This is a genomic window from Clostridium moniliforme, from assembly GCF_017873235.1.
Lineage (GTDB): Bacteria > Bacillota > Clostridia > Clostridiales > Clostridiaceae > Clostridium > Clostridium moniliforme.
On sequence record NZ_JAGGJZ010000002.1, the window covers coordinates 184,886 to 203,124 of the forward strand.

At 26.2% G+C, this 18,239-nt stretch carries 19 protein-coding genes and 1 other annotated feature; of the genes, 17 read left to right on the forward strand and 2 right to left on the reverse strand.

Annotated features, from left to right (window positions below):
- The first annotated feature begins 37 nt into the window (after positions 1–37).
- The 8 genes from J2Z53_RS04245 to J2Z53_RS04280 all read left to right on the forward strand — a co-directional run bounded on the left by J2Z53_RS04245 (position 38) and on the right by J2Z53_RS04280 (position 7,470).
- Positions 38–925, forward strand: coding sequence for a LysR family transcriptional regulator (locus tag J2Z53_RS04245; protein WP_209795996.1), 888 nt, complete (start codon positions 38–40; stop codon positions 923–925).
- A 212-nt stretch (positions 926–1,137) separates the two neighbouring features.
- On the forward strand, positions 1,138–1,353 hold the full coding sequence (locus J2Z53_RS04250; RefSeq protein ID WP_209795997.1) for a hypothetical protein: 216 nt from the start codon (positions 1,138–1,140) through the stop codon (positions 1,351–1,353).
- Positions 1,354–1,600: 247 nt separating this feature from the next.
- Positions 1,601–3,523 (forward strand): PrkA family serine protein kinase, encoded by a 1,923-nt coding sequence (locus tag J2Z53_RS04255; protein WP_209795998.1) that lies wholly within the window; start codon positions 1,601–1,603, stop codon positions 3,521–3,523.
- A 10-nt stretch (positions 3,524–3,533) separates the two neighbouring features.
- Positions 3,534–4,715 carry a sporulation protein YhbH gene (yhbH, locus tag J2Z53_RS04260; RefSeq protein WP_209795999.1) on the forward strand — a complete coding sequence of 394 codons (1,182 nt, stop codon included), beginning with the start codon at positions 3,534–3,536 and terminating at the stop codon, positions 4,713–4,715.
- A 6-nt stretch (positions 4,716–4,721) separates the two neighbouring features.
- On the forward strand, positions 4,722–6,089 hold the full coding sequence (locus J2Z53_RS04265; protein ID WP_209796000.1) for a SpoVR family protein: 1,368 nt from the start codon (positions 4,722–4,724) through the stop codon (positions 6,087–6,089).
- 64 nt (positions 6,090–6,153) lie between these two features.
- Positions 6,154–6,690 carry a rubrerythrin family protein gene (locus tag J2Z53_RS04270; RefSeq protein ID WP_209796001.1) on the forward strand — a complete coding sequence of 179 codons (537 nt, stop codon included), beginning with the start codon at positions 6,154–6,156 and terminating at the stop codon, positions 6,688–6,690.
- Between the two features lie 17 nt (positions 6,691–6,707).
- Positions 6,708–6,968 carry a hypothetical protein gene (locus J2Z53_RS04275; protein ID WP_209796002.1) on the forward strand — a complete coding sequence of 87 codons (261 nt, stop codon included), beginning with the start codon at positions 6,708–6,710 and terminating at the stop codon, positions 6,966–6,968.
- Between the two features lie 121 nt (positions 6,969–7,089).
- Entirely contained in the window at positions 7,090–7,470 is a 381-nt protein-coding gene (locus J2Z53_RS04280; RefSeq protein ID WP_209796003.1) for a hypothetical protein, read from the forward strand.
- Between the two features lie 35 nt (positions 7,471–7,505).
- Here the strand turns inward: J2Z53_RS04280 and pssA are convergent, their stop codons facing one another.
- Positions 7,506–8,042 carry a CDP-diacylglycerol--serine O-phosphatidyltransferase gene (pssA, locus tag J2Z53_RS04285; RefSeq protein WP_209796004.1) on the reverse strand — a complete coding sequence of 179 codons (537 nt, stop codon included), beginning with the start codon at positions 8,040–8,042 and terminating at the stop codon, positions 7,506–7,508.
- Positions 8,043–8,247: 205 nt separating this feature from the next.
- Between pssA and J2Z53_RS04290 the strand changes: the two genes are divergently transcribed.
- The 8 genes from J2Z53_RS04290 (at position 8,248) to nth (ending at position 15,910) form a co-directional block, all read left to right on the forward strand.
- Positions 8,248–9,129: a YegS/Rv2252/BmrU family lipid kinase gene (locus J2Z53_RS04290; protein WP_209796005.1), complete on the forward strand. Its 882-nt coding sequence runs from the start codon at positions 8,248–8,250 to the stop codon at positions 9,127–9,129.
- 386 nt (positions 9,130–9,515) lie between these two features.
- Positions 9,516–10,784, forward strand: a complete 1,269-nt coding sequence (locus tag J2Z53_RS04295; RefSeq protein ID WP_209796006.1) for a magnesium transporter — start codon at positions 9,516–9,518, stop codon at positions 10,782–10,784.
- A 192-nt stretch (positions 10,785–10,976) separates the two neighbouring features.
- Positions 10,977–11,411 (forward strand): methylglyoxal synthase, encoded by a 435-nt coding sequence (locus J2Z53_RS04300; protein ID WP_209796007.1) that lies wholly within the window; start codon positions 10,977–10,979, stop codon positions 11,409–11,411.
- Positions 11,412–11,576: 165 nt separating this feature from the next.
- Positions 11,577–11,820: a binding site (T-box leader), on the forward strand.
- A gap of 118 nt (positions 11,821–11,938) precedes the next feature.
- Positions 11,939–12,844 carry a cysteine synthase A gene (gene cysK, locus J2Z53_RS04305; RefSeq protein WP_209796008.1) on the forward strand — a complete coding sequence of 302 codons (906 nt, stop codon included), beginning with the start codon at positions 11,939–11,941 and terminating at the stop codon, positions 12,842–12,844.
- A gap of 47 nt (positions 12,845–12,891) precedes the next feature.
- Positions 12,892–13,476 (forward strand): serine O-acetyltransferase EpsC, encoded by a 585-nt coding sequence (gene epsC / locus J2Z53_RS04310; protein WP_209796009.1) that lies wholly within the window; start codon positions 12,892–12,894, stop codon positions 13,474–13,476.
- A 31-nt stretch (positions 13,477–13,507) separates the two neighbouring features.
- Positions 13,508–14,500: a tRNA epoxyqueuosine(34) reductase QueG gene (gene queG / locus J2Z53_RS04315; protein WP_209796010.1), complete on the forward strand. Its 993-nt coding sequence runs from the start codon at positions 13,508–13,510 to the stop codon at positions 14,498–14,500.
- 56 nt (positions 14,501–14,556) lie between these two features.
- Complete coding sequence (locus J2Z53_RS04320) at positions 14,557–15,264, forward strand: lysophospholipid acyltransferase family protein (RefSeq protein WP_209796011.1); 708 nt, start codon at positions 14,557–14,559, stop codon at positions 15,262–15,264.
- 10 nt (positions 15,265–15,274) lie between these two features.
- The gene (gene nth, locus J2Z53_RS04325) at positions 15,275–15,910 is read left to right on the forward strand and encodes an endonuclease III (RefSeq protein WP_209796012.1); all 636 of its coding nucleotides are present in this window, start codon (positions 15,275–15,277) and stop codon (positions 15,908–15,910) included.
- A gap of 218 nt (positions 15,911–16,128) precedes the next feature.
- On the opposite strand, the gene J2Z53_RS04330 is transcribed toward nth, so the two are convergent.
- The gene (locus J2Z53_RS04330; protein WP_209796013.1) at positions 16,129–16,995 is read right to left on the reverse strand and encodes a DMT family transporter; all 867 of its coding nucleotides are present in this window, start codon (positions 16,993–16,995) and stop codon (positions 16,129–16,131) included.
- A 177-nt stretch (positions 16,996–17,172) separates the two neighbouring features.
- On the opposite strand from J2Z53_RS04330, the gene J2Z53_RS04335 reads away from it, so the two are divergent.
- On the forward strand, positions 17,173–18,084 hold the full coding sequence (locus tag J2Z53_RS04335) for a D-alanine--D-alanine ligase (protein ID WP_209796014.1): 912 nt from the start codon (positions 17,173–17,175) through the stop codon (positions 18,082–18,084).
- Positions 18,085–18,239 lie beyond the last annotated feature (155 nt).

An 18,239-nucleotide genomic window follows, 5' to 3' on the forward strand; every position in this document is an offset into this window, starting at 1 on the left:
TGAATTTAAGTTATGGAAATTTAAGAAGGAGATATTTATGAATTTACAACAGTTAGAATATTTTAAGGTATTAGCAGAAACTAAAAATTTTACAGTTGCTTCTAATAAATTATTAATAACACAACCTGCATTAAGTAAATCAATATTAAAACTTGAAAAAGAATTAAGAGTAGATTTATTTGAAAGAGAAGGACGTAATATTAAAATTACTAAAGGTGGGGAGATATTTTTAAAATATGTTGAGTTAGCTTTGTTTAATATTGAAAAGGGAATTGAAGAAATAAATAATATACAAAGTATTGATGAGAAAAAAATAATAATCTCATCTACTGAATGTATAGGTTCAACATTTATTCCATTTATATTAAGTGATTTTTTAAATGAAAATCCAGATATAAAATTTCAATTTAATAATGGTTCTGTTTTAGAAATATTAAATAGTTTAAATAGTAATGAAATAGATTTAGGATTTATAGATGATATCAATTTTATTAATAGTTATCCAGAACTTAAAGCTGTACTTGTAAAAAAAGAAAAGTATGTTTTAATTGTTCCAAAGGGACATAATCTTTCTAACAAAATGGAGGTTTCACTAAAAGAATTAAAAGAGGAATCTTTTATCATACTTAATAACAATTTAAAAAATAAAAAAATTTCTTACTCTGAACTTATTGGATATACACCAAAAATATCAGTAGAGCCTAATAAAGCAAGTATGTTAATGGGATTAGTAGCTGCAGGTGCTGGAATTGCAATAGTTCCATATACTCCAAGCATAAGTACAAGCAAAATATCTATAGTTAACATAAAAGAAGATATTGGATACAAAAAAATATATATGGCTTGGAATAAAGAAAAATGCAAAAATAATAATATTAAAGATTTTAGAGATTATATAATAAATAAGAAATTTTTAAATTTATAAAAGATATAAAAATATATTACTTATACATAATATATTTTTAGAAAATAATAGTTATATTTATAAAAATGAATAAAAAATTTGAATTGTAAACAATTTTATTCTTTTAAATTAAAATTAATTCAAAAGTGATTCTTTAGTAAAAATAGTTGTTATAATAAACACATACAAATTAATAAACTTTTGAAGATTAGAAGTTTGGGGAGGTTTTTAAAATGAAAAAAGATATAAAGGATTTAAAAGAAGAAATTAAAAACAAAGCCGAAGAAGACTTAAAAGTAGTAAATGAAAATAGTAAAGCTTATAAAGAAGATGAAAAGGAAGCTAATAAATTAGGAAAAGCTATAAATAAAGAATTAGATAATGAATTAAAGGAAGAAGCAGCAGAAGCAAAAGAATTTGCAAAAGAATTAAAAGATAGTATGAAATAAGTACTATATAAAAAATATTTTTATAATTAGAAATTTTAGTTTTAATTTATTTATAAATGCATTTAGTTAAGCTTATAAATTTATATTATTTGTAGGTTTAATCAGATGCATTTTTTTTATAATTATAATAAGAAAAAATTAATAATAGTAAGGGGAAAAGAATTAGAAAGTTTACACTTCTAATTCTTTTTTTTGTCATAGATTAGTAAATTAGATGAATATATTTTATTAAAGGGAGGGGTAGAATATGGACTTTAAAGAATTTATTCAAAATGATAGAGAAAGCAGGGAAAAGGAAAAATTTAATGGTAACTTTTTAGATTACTTAGAAATAGTAAAGAAAAATCCAGATATAGCTAAACTTTCTCATAAGAGATTATATGACATTATAAGAAAAGATGGTGTTGAAACATTAAAAGGAGAAGAAAACTATAAGGTAAAAAGAATTTATGGAAATGATGTTATAAGAAAATATGGATTTTTTAAGGACGATTTTTTTGGAATTGATAAAGTATTAATGAAATTAGTTAATTATTTTCATTCAGCTGCAATGAAAGGTGAGGAAGCAAGACAAGTTTTATATTTAGTTGGACCAGTTGGTGCTGGTAAATCATCTTTAGTTGAATCTTTAAAGAAAGCATTAGAAGAATGTGAACCAATATATAGTATAAAAGGTTGTCCAATGCATGAAGAACCACTTCATTTAATTCCTAAACATTTAAGACCAGAATTTGAAAATCTCTTAGGAGTTAAAATTGAGGGGGATCTTTGTCCAGTATGTAAATACAGACTTATTCATGAATATGGTGGAAGATATGAAGAGATGCCAATTGAAAAGAAAGGTTTTTCAATAAGATCAAGAAAGGGAATTGGAGTTGTACCTCCAGTTGATCCAAATAACCAAGATACTTCCATTCTTACAGGATCAATTGATATTTCAAAAATGGATATGTATCCAGAGGATGACCCTAGAATATTTTCATTAAATGGAGCTTTTAATGTAGGTAACAGAGGAATGGTTGAATTTATAGAAGTATTTAAAAATGATGTTGAATATCTTCATACAATTATTACAGCAACTCAAGAAAAGTCAGTTCCATCACCAGGTAAAGGTTCTATGATTTATTTTGATGGAGTAATTGTTGCTCATTCAAATGAGGCTGAATGGAATAAATTTAAAGCAGACCATACAAATGAAGCTATTTTAGATAGAATAGTTAAAATAGAAGTTCCTTATTGTTTAGAACTTGATGAGGAAGTTAAAATCTATAAAAAAATATTAAAAAAGAGCAGTTTTAATGCTCACATTGCACCTCATACAATTGATATAGCTGCAATGTTTGCAATACTTTCAAGAATTACTCCTTCAAATAAAGTTGATCCAATTACTAAACTTAAAATTTATAATGGAGAGGAAATAGTTGAAAAGGGATCAACAAAGAGAATTGATATAGGAGAACTTAGGGAAGAGGCAGGTTCTTATGAAGGTATGAAGGGAATATCAACAAGATTTATAATTAAAGCAATTGATAATGCCCTTTCAAATTCAGAGTATAATTGTATTAATCCTTTAAGCATAATGGAAAGTATAATTAAATCAGTTAAGGAAATGGATATTGGTTCTGATGATAAAAAACGTTATTTAGGATTTATTCAAGATACAATTAGAAAAGAGTACAACAAAATTTTAGAAAAAGAAATTACAAAGGCATTTATTCATTCTTTTAGAGAACAGGCAGAAAGTCTTTTTAATAATTATATTGATAATGCTGAAGCATTTGTAAATAAGAGTAAGATAAAAGATTCTTCAACAGGAGAGGAATTGAATCCAGATGAAGAATTTATGAGAAGCATAGAGGAGCAAATTGGAATTTCAGAGTCATCAGCAAAAGGATTTAGGGCAGATGTTACATCTTATATGTTTTATTTAGTTAGAAATGGTGGAATGATAGATTATACATCTTATGAACCTATTAAAGAGGCAATTGAAAAGAAACTTATGGCATCTGTAAAAGACCTTTCAAGAATAATTACAAAATCAAGAGTTAGGGATAAAGAACAAACTGAAAAATATAATGCTATGGTAGATGAAATGCAAAAGAATGGTTATTGCCTACATTGTTGTGATGTTATTTTAAAGTATGCTGCTAATAATCTTTGGAAGGATTAGTTAAAAGTTTATGGCTATTTTTAGAGATAATACAATAAATCCTGTAGAACATGATAGGTCTATTGAAGATAGAAGAAGACATAGGCAATTAGTGGAAAAGTCAATTAAAGAAAATTTAGGAGATATTTTATCAGAAGAAAGCATTATTGGAGAAGGAAAAAATAAAAAATTTAAAATTCCTATAAGGGGAATAAAAGAATATCAATTTGTTTATGGTAGAAATTCTAAGGGAGTTGTAACAGGAACTGGAGAAGAAAAGCGTGGAGATAAAATAGGTTCTGGAAAACCAGGACAAGGAAAAGGTAATAAGGGAGCAGGAAATTCTCCTGGAGATGATATTTATGATACAGAAATAACTTTAGAAGAATTACTTGAGTATATAGCAGAGGAAATTAATCTTCCAAATTTAGATAAAAAAAAATATTCTGAAATAATATCAGAAAGTTCAGGAAAAAGAAGTGGATATCAAAGATATGGTATAAGACCAAGACTTGCTAAAAAGAAAACTGTAATGTCAAAGATTGCAAGAAAGCAAGGGAAAAAACGTGCATTAATTGAGGCAGGAGTGCCAAAAGAAGAAGCTAAAATTGATAGATTTCCTTTTAGGGAAGAAGATTTAAGATTTTATAGAGTTAAACAAAAGCCTAAAAGAGAAAGTAATGCAGTTATGATATTTATAATGGATGTTTCAGGATCCATGGATAGCACAAAAAAATATTTAGCAAGATCATTATTTTTTGTATTATCTAGATTTTTAAAAAGAAAATATGATAATTTAGCTTTTGAATTTATATCTCATACTACAGTTGCAAAGAGAGTTAATGAATATGAATTTTTCCATAAAGCAGAATCAGGAGGAACTTATATATCAAGTGGAATTAATTTAGCTTTAGAGGTTATAAAGAAAGATTATCCAAAGGATATGTGGAACATTTATCCTGTATATGCAAGTGATGGTGATAACTGGACTGAAGATAATGAAAAGGCAATGAGAGCAGTTAGAGAATTATGTGACGTAAGTAATAGATTTGGATACGCAGAGTTACTACCATCAACTTATTCAACAACAATGTATTATAGATTTAATAAAGAAATTGAAAATGAAAATTTTATTCCTATTGTTGTTAAAGAAAAGAAAGACTTATGGGAAGCTATAAAATTTATGCTTAACGAAGAGCTTAAGGAGGATTAAGTTACTTTGGAATATAATTTAAAGGATTTAGAAAAATGGAATGAAAAAATAGAAAAGAAAGCTAAAGAACTAGGATTAGATTATTACCCTCAAGAATTTGAAGTAATAGGATTTAATGAAATGATAGGATATGAAGCATATGTAGGTATGCCTTCTAAATACCCACATTGGAGTTATGGAAAAGCTTATGAAAAAAATAAAACATTATATTCATTAAATTTAACAGGATTACCTTATGAGATGGTAATAAATTCAAATCCTTGTTTAGCTTATCTGATGAAAGATAATACATTATTACTTCAGATTTTAACAATGGCTCATGTTTATGGACATAACGATTTTTTTAAAAATAATAGATTATTTAAAGAAGGGACAAGAGCAAATATGGCTCTTGAAATGTTTAAATTAGATTCAGAAATAATTAGAGGATATATAAATAATCCTTCTATTGGATATGACAAAGTAGAAAAAATTTTAGATGCAGCTCATGCCATTAGATATAGTATAGGGAGAAGTATTGGAGTTAAGGAATTAAATGATTCAGAAATAAAACTTAGAAGGATTAATGCTTATAAAGAAAAAATAGCAAATAGAGAATTTTTAGATATGGATAAAGAAATTTCTGAACCAGAAATAGATAAAATTCCATTAGAGCCAAGGGATGATGTTTTTGGATTTATAATTGAATATGGAAAATTAGAGGAATGGGAAAAAAATATTTTAAAAATAGTTAAAAAGGAAACAGAATATTTTTTACCACAAATTGAAACAAAAACAATGAATGAAGGATGGGCATGTTTTTGCCATTATACAATTTTAAAAGAACTTGGACTTTCAGAAGATCTTTATCTTGAATTTTTAAAAAGACATAATGATGTTGTTGCTCCAATAGAAGGTGGACTTAACCCTTATTATATTGGCTTTAAAATATTTATGGATTTAGAAAAAAGATATGGTAGAGAAAAGATTTTTGAAGTGAGAGCTTTAGATAGAGATTCTTCATTTATAAGAAGATATTTAACAAAGGAACTCTGCGAAGAACTTAATTTATTCCAATATGGAAAGAGAAATTTTGATTTTGTAGTTGAAGAAGTTTCTGATGATATAGGATGGAAAATTATTAGGGATAATTTAGCTTTATCATTAGGAGTTGGAGGAATACCTCATATAAGAGTTATAGATTTAAATAAGAAAAATTACACATTAACTTTAGAACATGTATTTGATGGAAGAGAATTAGAATTATCTTATGCCAAAGAAACATTAAGATATTTAGGAAAACTTTGGGGTTATAGAGTTAGGTTAAATACAAAAGATAGGGAAGGAGAAGAATTTACATTAATTTGTGATAATGGAAAAGTTGCGATTTCTTAAAGTAACAAATTTCATTAATTGTGAATAGTTTAAACTATAATAATGATTACTTAGGAGATATATTTTGAATCTAAAAGGAAGTAAAACAGAAAAAAACCTTTATAAAACTTTTTCAGGAGAATCAAGAGCTAGAGGAAAATATAATCTTTATGCAGAAAAAGCAAGAAAAGAAGGATATAGGTGGGTTGGAGAAATATTTGATGAAACAGCTGAAAATGAATATGCCCACTCAAGAGAAGTATTTGATAGATATCTTAGGAAAATAGATAGTACTGAAAATAATTTAATGGATGCAGCTTATTTTGAAAATGAAGAAAGTGAAAGTATATATAAAAATTTTGAAGATATAGCAAGGGAAGAAGGCTTTGAAGAAATTGCAGATTTTTATAAAGAACTTCAAGAAGTTGAGGAAAATCATAAAAAAAGATTTTTAGCTCTTTGCGAAAAAATAAAAACAGATACTATGTTTAAATCTGATAAAGTAACTTACTGGCAATGTATGAATTGTGGATATATTCATGAAGGAATGGAAGCTCCAGCTGTATGTCCTTTATGTAAATATGAAAGAGAATATTTTAAGCCTTATTGTAAGGTTAAGTAAGCTTAGGAGGAAAGCATATGTATTGTAGGTATCCAGATGGAGGGGATTTCTTTTTTGAAATAGATGAAAGTGAAATAATTAATTTTGAAGAATTAGTAGATTTTGAAGAATTAATTGATTTTGATGAAAATTATAGAGACAAGGATAAAAAATATTGTAATTACAATAAAAATATTAGTTGTGAAAAGCATATTAAATTAAATAAAGAATATCCAATTGATCTAAAAAAATGGCTTAAAACAGATGATGAATATGCAAATGATATTACTTCTAAATAAAATAGTTGGTACTTTTATTAGTACCAACTATTTTTTTTAGAATGTAATTTGAAAATGTAATAAAATAAATAATTTATTAATAATATAAGATGTACCATTTTATTTAAAGGGAAGGAATATTATGCATGAAAAGGTAATGGCATCACATTTTGATGATCTTGTGAAGCTTACAGATTTATTAAAAAGATATGTAGATTCTTATAGGCTTTTAGTTTCAAGTGCAGCAGAACTTAACACTATATCTGAAAGAAGAACAAAGGAAGTTGAAAGGGCTATAGATAGAGTTAATGAAATAGGTGGAGTTATTGATGATCTAATTAATATAATAGAAAAATATCAAGAAGGTTATTTAAGATATAGTAAATTTAAAAATGATATAGTTATTTCAAATTATGAAAAAGGGAAAATAAAAAATGGACTTACAGAAGTAATTCAGACAGAAATAAATAATGAACTTAATTTTTTTAATGCTTCTTATGAAAAAAGAGAAGATGAAAAATAAAATATCCCAGGTAATAAAAACCTGGGATATAAAAATTATAATTTCTTTAATTTTAAATTACTTACCATTAAATAAGATCCTAAAATCATTAGTATGACTGGTATTATTGTATTAATATTTTGTATTTTAATATAACATGCTATAATTGCGAAAAGTGCCATGAAACAACCTGCAATTGTAATAGGTATTCCTGTAAATACACCATTAAATGTAGATATGTTGTATCTAGCTAGCCTAAAAGCTCCACAAATTGGGAAAGCTAAAAGAATTATGTAACCTAATAATCCTAGCGGACCAAATGAATTTAAATTAAATAAAGAATATATTAAAAGTGAAGGTGCAACTCCAAATGATACAAGATCAGCTAAAGAATCTAATTCCTTACCAACTTCACTTGATACTTGTAAGTATCTGGCAATCCTTCCGTCATACCTGTCTACTAAACCTGCTAATAATATAAGGATAGCAGCTTGAATATATTTTCCTCCATCAGTGAAGGTTGATAAAATTGATAAAACTCCACATGATAAATTAATAAAGGTAAATATATTAGGAATACAACTTTTTTTCATATAACCACTCCTAAAAATCATAAATAACTTACAATAAATAATTATATCATACAAATTATTATATTACTAAGTATAAAAGAAGATTTAAGAAAAAATTTAGGTAGTGTTGATTTTTAATAAATTTATACTGTTTTTAAATTAGTAGACAATGTAAAAAGTGACAGGTATAATATAAATTAATGCTATAACAAGGAGGAAGAAAAAAATGAAAAAAGTACGTTTCATTTATAATCCCTATTCTGGAGAAAATGCAATAGTAAATGAATTAGATAATGTTATAAAAATTCATCATAATGCAGGATATCAAATAATTCCATATAGAATAGAAAGAGGACGAGATATAATTGAAGCATTAGATTGTATTGATGAAAGTTATTCATATGTTCTTATAGCGGGAGGCGATGGAACAGTGGATACTGTTTTAAATGCAATGATGAAGAGAAATATAAAACTTCCAATAGCAATACTTCCAGTTGGAACAGCAAATGACTTTGGTAAATTTTTAGATATGCCTAGTAATGTAAAAGAGGCATGTAAAAGAATAATTAATTCAAAACCACAAAAGGTGGATATTGGTAAAATAAATGATAAATATTTTATAAATGTTGCAAGTACAGGGCTTTTCACTGATATATCACAAAAGACTGATTTACATCTTAAAAATGCAATAGGAAAGCTAGCTTATTATATTAAAGGATTAGAAGAATTACCTAATTTTAGAAAACTTAAAGTTAATTTAAAATCAAAACAATATAATTATGATGGAGAAATGTACTTATTATTATTATTTAATGGAAAAACGGCAGGAAATTTAAATCTAGCAACAAAGGCAGATGCTCAAGATGGTATGCTTGATTTAATCTTATTTAAGGCTGTGCCATTAATTGAACTTTTACCTCTTTTCTTGAAGGTTTTAAGAGGAGATCATTTAGACTCGGAAAAGGTAGTTTATTTTAAGACAGATGATATTTTAATTGAGTGTGATGAGGATATAGTTACTGATATTGATGGAGAGAAGGGACCTGAATTTCCATTAAGAGTTCAGTGCATAAAGGGTGGAATAGAAATTCTAGGATTAAAGGAATAAATATAAACTCTCATAAATTATGAGGGTTTTTATAATATTTATTAATAGATAAATATTAGATTAATTATATATTAATTTTGAAAAAATGTTGCCTTTTTAAACGAATATAATATAATAAAAATATAGATTATTTTTATTATTAAAAATTAACTAAGGTTTTGTTATGTGCAAAACCATTTTTTATTGTGCAATAATTTATAAATTTCAATAAATAAGGATGGTGTTTTTAAATGGAGGCTGGACCTCAGTTGGGAGATAAACCAAAACTCAATAATATGTCTTAGGGTAAACCTCTATTTAATTTTTAAGCTATAGATAGATTTTGTTAATTAGGAAATAGTTTTATTAGGTTTCTCTAAGATAATAGAGGGGAGATGAACTATTTTATGAAACAATTAACAGTTTTCTTATATACTAATATATTAGGAAATAAAATATATGATGAATTCAATGATGTTATTGGAGCATTAAAGGATGTTTATGTAACTACTGAAGATGGATATCCAAGAATAATAGGATATAAAGTTAAAAGAGATGGTTCTATTTATCATTATGAATTTAGAGATATCAATTTTTATGATAATGATGGAAAAGTAGTTATAAAAACAAAAGGAAGTAAAGAAATACTTCCAAGAACTTATAGTTATCTTTTGTCTAGACACCTTTTAGATAAGAAGATAGTAGATATAAATGGAAAACAAGTTGTTCGAGTTGATGATTTAAGAATAGCAAAAATTGCAGGAGAATATAGGGTTGTTGCAGTTGAAACAGGACCTCTTGCTAAATATAGAAGAATGGGAATTGGATGGCTTGCAAAATTTATTTATAAAATATTAGGCAAAAGCTATGATGACACAGTTTTAATGTGGGATGATGTTGAGTCATTAGAAATGATAAATAATAATTTAAAACTTCAAGTACCATATAAAAAACTTTCAAAACTTCATCCAGCAGATCTTGCAGATATATTGGAAGAATTAGATAGTAAATCAAGAAAGCAAGTGTTTGAATCTTTAGACGAAGATTTAGCAGCGGATGCGTTGGAAGAATTGGAACAGGAATATAAAGGTAAAATAATCAAAGAATTATCAGAAATTAAAGCAGCAGAGCTTTTGGAAAACATGCCAAGTGATGAAATTGCTGATCTTTTAGATGAACTTGATGAGGAAGAAAGAGAAAAAATATTAGTTAATCTTGAAAAAGAAGATGCTGATGAAGTAAAAGAACTTCTAGAATATGAAGATGAAACAGTCGGTAGTATAATGGCGAAGGATTTTATTTCCCTTAATTTAGATATAACAGTTAAAGAAACAATTGATATATTAAAGGAAATGGAACCAGATGAAGAAGTTATGTATTATATTTATATAACAGATAAAGAAGATAAGCTTCAAGGAATAATTTCTTTAAGAGATTTAATTTTAAGTGCTGGAGATAAAAAATTAAAAGAAATAATGGAAGATGATTTTAATGTATTAAAACATGAAGATGATATTGAAGAAGCCATTGAACTTGCAAACAAATATGATCTTTTATCAGTGCCTGTTGTAGATGAAGAGGAGAGGTTAGTTGGTATAGTTATAATTCATGATATTATAGATGAATATTTATATCCATTATGGAAAAAGAAAAATAAAAAAGCAAAAGAGAAGTAATAGTTTTGATAACTTTTTATGATTAAGCTCATTTAAAAATCTTAATCATAAAAAGTTTTTATTTAAATTTCATAAATATTCAATAATAGTAAATTATATGGTATAATTATGTAAATGTTTAAATGCAGTATTGATTAGCAAAATAGTTTGATATTGTTTAAACAAAAAATAATTTGAGGGGAGAAAATAATATTGAAACTAACAATTAAAAAAAAGAAAAACATAGCTTTAATAGCTCATGATAATAAAAAGAAAGAGTTAATAGAATGGGCAAATGAGCATAAGGAAATATTAAAAGAACATAATCTTTGTGGTACAGGGACTACCGCAAAACTTATTTCTAATGAAACAGGATTAAAAGTTCATCCATATAAAAGTGGACCAATTGGGGGGGACCAGCAAATAGGTGCTGCAATAATAAATGGAGAAGTTGATTTTATGATATTTTTCTGGGATCCACTTACAGCAATGCCTCATGATCCAGATGTTAAGGCTTTATTTAGAATAGGAGTATTATATGATATACCAGTGGCAATGAATAGAGCTACATCAGATTTTTTACTTAAATCTTCTCTTATAGATGAAGATTATATAAGAAACACAATGGAAGAAGAAATAACATTTTAAAATTTATACTACTTTACATTAAAATAAGGATTTTTCTAAAAAAGACTAAATTCAAATATTTAGTCTTTTTTTTAAGTTTTTTATTTTATAAATTAAAAAAAAGTGTTGACAATAAAAAAAGAAGGAATATAATAATAAATATAAAACATATCAGAATACTCGGAATTAAAAACTAAGAAAAAGGAGAGTAATATAAAGGAAGATTACAGAGAGAAAAGGACTGCTGAGAACTTTTTATCAAGAATTTATATGAAGTGCCCTTTAGAGTTGAAAACCCTAAAAGTTATAGTAAGGTTATCCGGAATCACCCGTTATAGTGATAAAGTATATTAATGTACTTGAATTGAGTTGGAATTAGTTTTTACTAATTTAATTAGAGTGGAACCGCGGATTTTACTTCGTCTCTATAATTTTAGAGAGGGAGTTTTTTTATATTTAAAAATAATATAAAAATTATTAATTGTTAATTTTACTAGTAAATAAAATTTGAAATTTAAAAATAAATTAAAAAAATGGAGGAACTTAAAATGATTTATAATAGTAGTTTAGAAATGATTGGAAATACACCAATTCTTAAAATTAAAAATACTGAAGATAATATGGCGGATATTTATGTAAAACTTGAGAAGTTTAATGTTGGAGGAAGTGTTAAAGATAGGGCTGCTCTTGGAATGATTGAAAAAGCTGAAAAATTAGGACTATTAAAAGAAGGATCAGTTATAGTAGAACCAACAAGTGGAAATACAGGAATTGCTCTTGCAATGATAGGAAGATTAAAAGGATATAAAGTTATAATAGTTATGCCAGATACAATGAGTGCAGAAAGAAGAGCACTTATAAAGGCTTATGGAGCTCAGCTTATTTTAACAGATGGAGTTAAAGGAATGAAAGGTGCAATTGAAAAGGCAGAGGAACTTTCAAAAAATGATGGATATTTTATTCCTCAACAATTTGAAAATATAGCAAATCCAGAAAAGCATTATGAAACTACTGCAGAAGAAATTTTGAAGGATATACCTGATTTAGATGTATTTGTTGCAAGTGTTGGAACTGGTGGAACTATTACAGGAATATCCAAAAAATTAAAAGAAAATATAAAAGGACTTAAGACAATTGCAGTAGAACCAAAAAATTCAGAAGTTTTACAAGGTGGAAAACCAGGACCACATAAGATACAAGGTATTGGGGCAGGATTTATTCCTTCAATATACAAAAGTGAATATGTAGATGAAGTTAGAAGCGTAACTGATGATGAAGCTTTCAAAGCAGCTAAAGAGTTTGCAGTAAATGAAGGTGTTTTAATTGGTATATCATCAGGAAGTGCATTACATGTAGCTATTGAAGTTGCAAAAGAAATTGGAAAAGGAAAGAAAGTATTATTAGTTGCACCAGATGGTGGAGAAAAATATATATCAATGGGATTATACGATTAAAATAAAATTTAGCTAAAAAATAAGTTTTAATAAAAAGGGGGATCGCTGTGTTTAAAAATTTAAAATATGATTTAAATAGAATATTAGAAGAAGATCCAGCAGCTAGGAGTAAAATAGAAGTATTTCTTCTATATCCGTCTGTTAATGCTTTAATAGCTTATAGACTAGCTCATAAATTATACAATCACAAATTATTTTTCCTAGCAAGATTAATATCTCAATTAAGTAGGTTTTTTACAGGAATAGAAATACATCCAGGAGCAAAAATAGGAAGAGGATTATTTATTGATCATGGAATGGGTGTTGTAATTGGGGAAACAGCAGAAGTTGGAGATAATGTTACGATTTATCATGGAGTAACATTAGGTGGAACTGGAAAGGATAAAGGAAAGAGACATCCAACTGTAGGAAATAATGTTATAATAGGAGCTGGATCTAAAGTTTTAGGTCCAATTTATATAGGAGATAATGTAAAAATTGGAGCTAATTCAGTTGTATTAAAAGATATTAATAATAATTCTACTGCTGTAGGAATACCAGCTAAAGTTATAAAAAAGACAGAAGCAAAAATAATAGAGATAAAAGATATTAAAGGTGAAAGCAAAAGAATATATAATGATATGGTTATTTAAAATCAATTATTTTAGGAGACAATAAAATATAATGAGCAAAGGCATAGAAAAGAGAGAAAAAATATTAGAATTTTGCAAAACCTTAAATTTAGATTTAATTGGTTTTATAAAATGTAGAGATTTTGAAGAACTTAGGGAGTTTTATAATAATAGAAAAAAGTTTTCTCTAGAAAATGAATTTGAAGAGAAAGATATAGATAAAAGAATAAAACCAAATATTTATATGGAAAAGGGAAAGACTATAATTTCTATAGCTTTCCCTTATGCTACTTCTGAAAGTTTTTATGATAATGGATTTTCAATATATACAAAAGGTTTAGATTATCATAAAGTTGTACACTTTTATTTAGAAAAAATATGTGAATTTATTAAGGAGTTAGGTGGAGATTCAGTTGCATTAGTAGATAGCAATAGTTTACCTGAAAGATATATTGGAGTACTTTCTGGAATAGGTTTTATTGGTAAAAATAATATGCTTATTACAAAAAAGTATGGTTCCTACGTTTTTTTAGGAGAAATAATAACTGATTTAGAAATTTATGAAGAAGATAAAGCTAACTTTAGTTCTATAAACAATTATTATGAATGTAAGGAATGTAATATTTGTTTTAAGGAATGTCCAACAAAATCAATAAATTCATTTAGAAAAAATCCAAATATTTGTTTGTCTTACTTAACTCAAAAGAAAGATTTAAGTGATAAGGAAATTAATTTGTTAAATGGAAGAATTTTTGGGTGTGATAGCTGTCAAATGAAATGTCCTTATAATAAAGATGTTGAATTTACTAATTTAGAAGAATTTAAAATAAAAAAATTTATGAGAGATGATAATGAAGATTTTATAATAAATCTTAAAAATGCAGAATTTAAAAATACTTATAAAATAACTTCTTGTGGGTGGAGAGGAAAAAATACTTTAATAAGAAATGCCATAATAAGAAAGAAAAAATTTAAAAAAGAAGACATAAGTAATATAAAAAGTGAGTCTCCTTATATTAAGGGTTATATAGATAGACTTTTATAAATAACTAGAATATAATATATTTTAGATTAATATTTAGGAAGTAGGTGGAATATCTTATGTTATCACCATTTATGGCGAAAATTATAGGAGTATTACCAGAAAATTTAGTAGTATTTGCTGGCAAAAAAATAACAGATAGATACATAAAGAAATATGCAAATATAAAAATTACAGGATATGAAAATTTAAAGAATATAGATAAGCCAATAGTATTTATATGCAATCATTTAAGTAATTCAGATGGATTAGTTTTAAATAAAATTTTAAAAAAGGATTTTGATCCATATTTTGTTGCAGGAATTAAATTATCAAATGATCCAATAACAAATATAGGAATAAAAATGGTTAAGAATATAACTATAAAACCTAATACTGCTGATAAAGATGCAATGACTAAGATGGTTAAGTCAGTAAGGTCTGGAGAAAATATTTTAATTTTCCCAGAAGGTACAAGAAGTAGAACAGGAGCGTTAATTGAAGGAAAAAAAGGTGTATTACTTCTTGCAAAAATTAAAAATGCAACAGTAGTTCCAATTGGGATGAGTGGAACAGAAAAACTTTTACCTATATGTTCTAATGGAGATATGGGGGGAGAGGTATGGCACAATGCTAATGTAACAGTTAAGTTTGGAAATCCAGTTGTTCTTCCAAAGAAGGAAAAAGAAGAAACTAAACATGAGTATGATGATAGATGTCTTAATGTACTTATGAAGTCTATAGCAAATCTTTTACCTGAAAATTATAGAGGTGTTTATAAAGATTAGAGGTGTAAATATGAAAAAGCGAACTAAAGAGATACTTGAAATACTTAAGGAAACATATCCAGATGCTAAATGTGAATTAAATTATAATTCACCATTTCAACTTTTAGTTGCTACAATTTTATCAGCTCAAACAACAGATAAAAAAGTAAATGAAGTTACAGAAACTTTATTTAAGGATTATCCAGATTTAGATTCTTTTTTAACTCTTACAAATGAGGAGTTAGAAAAGAGAATAAAACAAATCGGATTATATAGAAATAAAGCTAAAAATTTAGTTCTTATGTGCAGACAGCTTAAAGAAAATTTTAATGGGGAAGTACCAAAAACAATGGAAGGAATAATGTCTTTAGCAGGGGCTGGTAGAAAAACAGCAAATGTAGTTTTATCTAATGCCTTTGGAGTACCTTCAATTGCAGTTGATACTCATGTTTTTAGAGTTTCAAATAGATTAGCACTTGCAAATTCAAATAATGTTTTAGAAGTAGAAAAGCAACTTCAAAAGGAATTACCTAAAAAAGAATGGTCTCTTACTCATCATCTTTTAATATTTCATGGGAGAAGATGTTGTACATCACAAAGACCAAAATGTTTTGAATGTCCATTAAATCATATTTGTAAGTGGGAAGATAAGAAAAAATATATTTAAACTTAGTTAGGAGTTAATATCTGTTTTAGGTGAATGTTGATTTTTGATAGCTCTTAAGGCTTACTATAATTGTTTATAAGATAGTTTTACAGTTTTATCTAAAATCAACACTACTTTAAATAAGAGTCAAATATAATAATTAAAAAAGTCAAAATAATAATTTTATTATTTTGACTTTTTTTAGATAATTATTAAAACTATAATTTTATAAATAAAAATTAATTAGCAGATTTTTTAGCTAATCTGTTATTGTATATAAACATTGAAATAGATGCTGCAATAACTATTGCATATCCTATAAAACTAAAAGTTGTAGGAACTTGACCAAATAATATAAATCCTATAAAAGCAGTAAATATTATTTGAGTATAAGAATAAATTGAAATATCTTTAGCTGGTGCATGTTTGTAAGCTGCTGTTATAGCAAATTGAGCAACAGAAGCTGCAACACCTGCCATTAATAAATATATTAGTTGTATATAAGAAAATGGCTTAAAGTCTATTAAAACAAAAGGTAATGTAGATACTATTGAGAAGAATGAGAAAAAGAATACTATTGTAGGACCTTTTTCTTTTCCACCTAAAAATCTAACAAATGTATAAGCCCCTCCAGCACAAATTGCAGATGAAACACCTATTAATGCAGGTATTATTTCTAAACTAAAAGAAGGTCTTATTATAAATAAACTTCCTATGAAAGCAACTAATAAAATTATTATTTGATTTTTTGTAATCTTCTCCTTTAAGAAAAGACTAGAAAATATAATTACAAAAAATGGTGAAAGTTGATTAAGCATATTGGCATCAGCTAAAATTAAATGTTCAATTGCATAAAAGTTAGCTATTATTCCTAGTGTTCCAAGTAATGATCTTCCAATTAAATATTTTCTATTTTCTTTTTTGCCAAAAAAACTATCTCCACTTTTCTTTATAATATAAAAAGCTACAAAGCAACTTACTAAGTTTCTAAAAAAGCTTTTCTCTATTGATGGAATATTTCCTGAAAGCTTAACGAAAGTGCTCATAATAGCAAAAGAAAGAGCTGAAATTATTAATAATATAATTGCTTTATTTTTTTCCTTCATATGATTTATCTCCTTATATTTTTATATGTCTACAATATACTATTCTTAATATAAATGCAAATTGATTACTAAAGTTATATATTTTAATTAAAAGTAGTGATATAATATTAAGGGTTAAATTAATATAATGGTTATAATAAGTAATTTTAAATATAATATATATTTGGAGGTACAATTATGAAAGTCGGAATTATAATGGGAGGTATCTCATCAGAAAGAGAGATATCTTTAGATAGTGGTGAATCTATTCTACAAAATATAGATACTAATAAATATGATGTTGTTAAAATTGTAATAGATAAAAAGGATGATATAATTAATAAAGTAAAAAAAGAAAATATAGATTTTGCATTACTAGCCCTTCATGGTCAATTTGGAGAAGATGGAACTGTTCAATCAGTATTACAATCATTAGGAATACCATATTCAGGATGTGGTCCATTAAGTAGTGCTACATGTATGGACAAAGATATGACTAAAAATCTTTTAAAAGCAGCTGGAATTAGAACAGCTCCTTGGATAAATTTAAGAGATGTATCAGAATTAAATTTTGATAAAATTGAAGAACTTGGATATCCAGTAGTTATTAAACCAACTCATGGAGGTTCAAGTGTAGCTACATTTATAATAAAAGATAAGTCGGAAGTTTTAAATGCAGTAAATGAAGGCTTTAAGTGGGACAGTGAAGTTATGATTGAAAAATTCATTAAAGGTGAAGAAATAACTTGCCCAATATTTAATAATGAAATGTATCCAGTTTTAGCTATAAAACCAAAATCAGAATTTTTTGATTTTGAATCTAAATATAATGATGGAGGAGCAGATGAATTTATTGTAACATTAAATGAAAAACTTCATAAAGAAGTTGAAGAAATGGCTCTTTTAACATACAGAGTATTAAAATGTTCAGTTTATGCAAGAGTAGATATGATAGTTACAGAAGATTCTATTCCATATGTTCTAGAAGTAAATACTTTACCAGGAATGACTAAAAATAGTTTATTTCCAAAAAGTGCTGCAGGAATAAATATTTCTTATAGCCAATTAATTGATAATATTATTGAAGAATCATTAAAAGAAAAAAGATAAATAAAAAGTTAAGATAATTAAAATGGATTCTTTATAGACATACACTTTTTGTGTTAACTATAAAGAGTCCATTTTTTATATTACTTTAAATGAAATACTTTAAGAATTTATTAAGATTTTATGAGATAATTATTTAAGAAGTAATTTTTAAAATT

Excerpts from the sequence above, each read along its gene's own strand:
- J2Z53_RS04245 (WP_209795996.1), top strand. The coding sequence starts at position 38 with ATGAATTTACAACAGTTAGAATATTTTAAGGTATTAGCAGAAACTAAA.
- J2Z53_RS04250 (WP_209795997.1), top strand. The coding sequence starts at position 1,138 with ATGAAAAAAGATATAAAGGATTTAAAAGAAGAAATTAAAAACAAAGCC.
- J2Z53_RS04255 (WP_209795998.1), top strand. The coding sequence starts at position 1,601 with ATGGACTTTAAAGAATTTATTCAAAATGATAGAGAAAGCAGGGAAAAG.
- yhbH (WP_209795999.1), top strand. The coding sequence starts at position 3,534 with ATGGCTATTTTTAGAGATAATACAATAAATCCTGTAGAACATGATAGG.
- J2Z53_RS04275 (WP_209796002.1), top strand. The coding sequence starts at position 6,708 with ATGTATTGTAGGTATCCAGATGGAGGGGATTTCTTTTTTGAAATAGAT.
- J2Z53_RS04280 (WP_209796003.1), top strand. The coding sequence starts at position 7,090 with ATGCATGAAAAGGTAATGGCATCACATTTTGATGATCTTGTGAAGCTT.
- pssA (WP_209796004.1), bottom strand. The coding sequence starts at position 8,042 with ATGAAAAAAAGTTGTATTCCTAATATATTTACCTTTATTAATTTATCA.
- J2Z53_RS04290 (WP_209796005.1), top strand. The coding sequence starts at position 8,248 with ATGAAAAAAGTACGTTTCATTTATAATCCCTATTCTGGAGAAAATGCA.
- J2Z53_RS04295 (WP_209796006.1), top strand. The coding sequence starts at position 9,516 with ATGAAACAATTAACAGTTTTCTTATATACTAATATATTAGGAAATAAA.
- cysK (WP_209796008.1), top strand. The coding sequence starts at position 11,939 with ATGATTTATAATAGTAGTTTAGAAATGATTGGAAATACACCAATTCTT.
- queG (WP_209796010.1), top strand. The coding sequence starts at position 13,508 with ATGAGCAAAGGCATAGAAAAGAGAGAAAAAATATTAGAATTTTGCAAA.
- J2Z53_RS04320 (WP_209796011.1), top strand. The coding sequence starts at position 14,557 with ATGTTATCACCATTTATGGCGAAAATTATAGGAGTATTACCAGAAAAT.
- nth (WP_209796012.1), top strand. The coding sequence starts at position 15,275 with ATGAAAAAGCGAACTAAAGAGATACTTGAAATACTTAAGGAAACATAT.
- J2Z53_RS04330 (WP_209796013.1), bottom strand. The coding sequence starts at position 16,995 with ATGAAGGAAAAAAATAAAGCAATTATATTATTAATAATTTCAGCTCTT.
- J2Z53_RS04335 (WP_209796014.1), top strand. The coding sequence starts at position 17,173 with ATGAAAGTCGGAATTATAATGGGAGGTATCTCATCAGAAAGAGAGATA.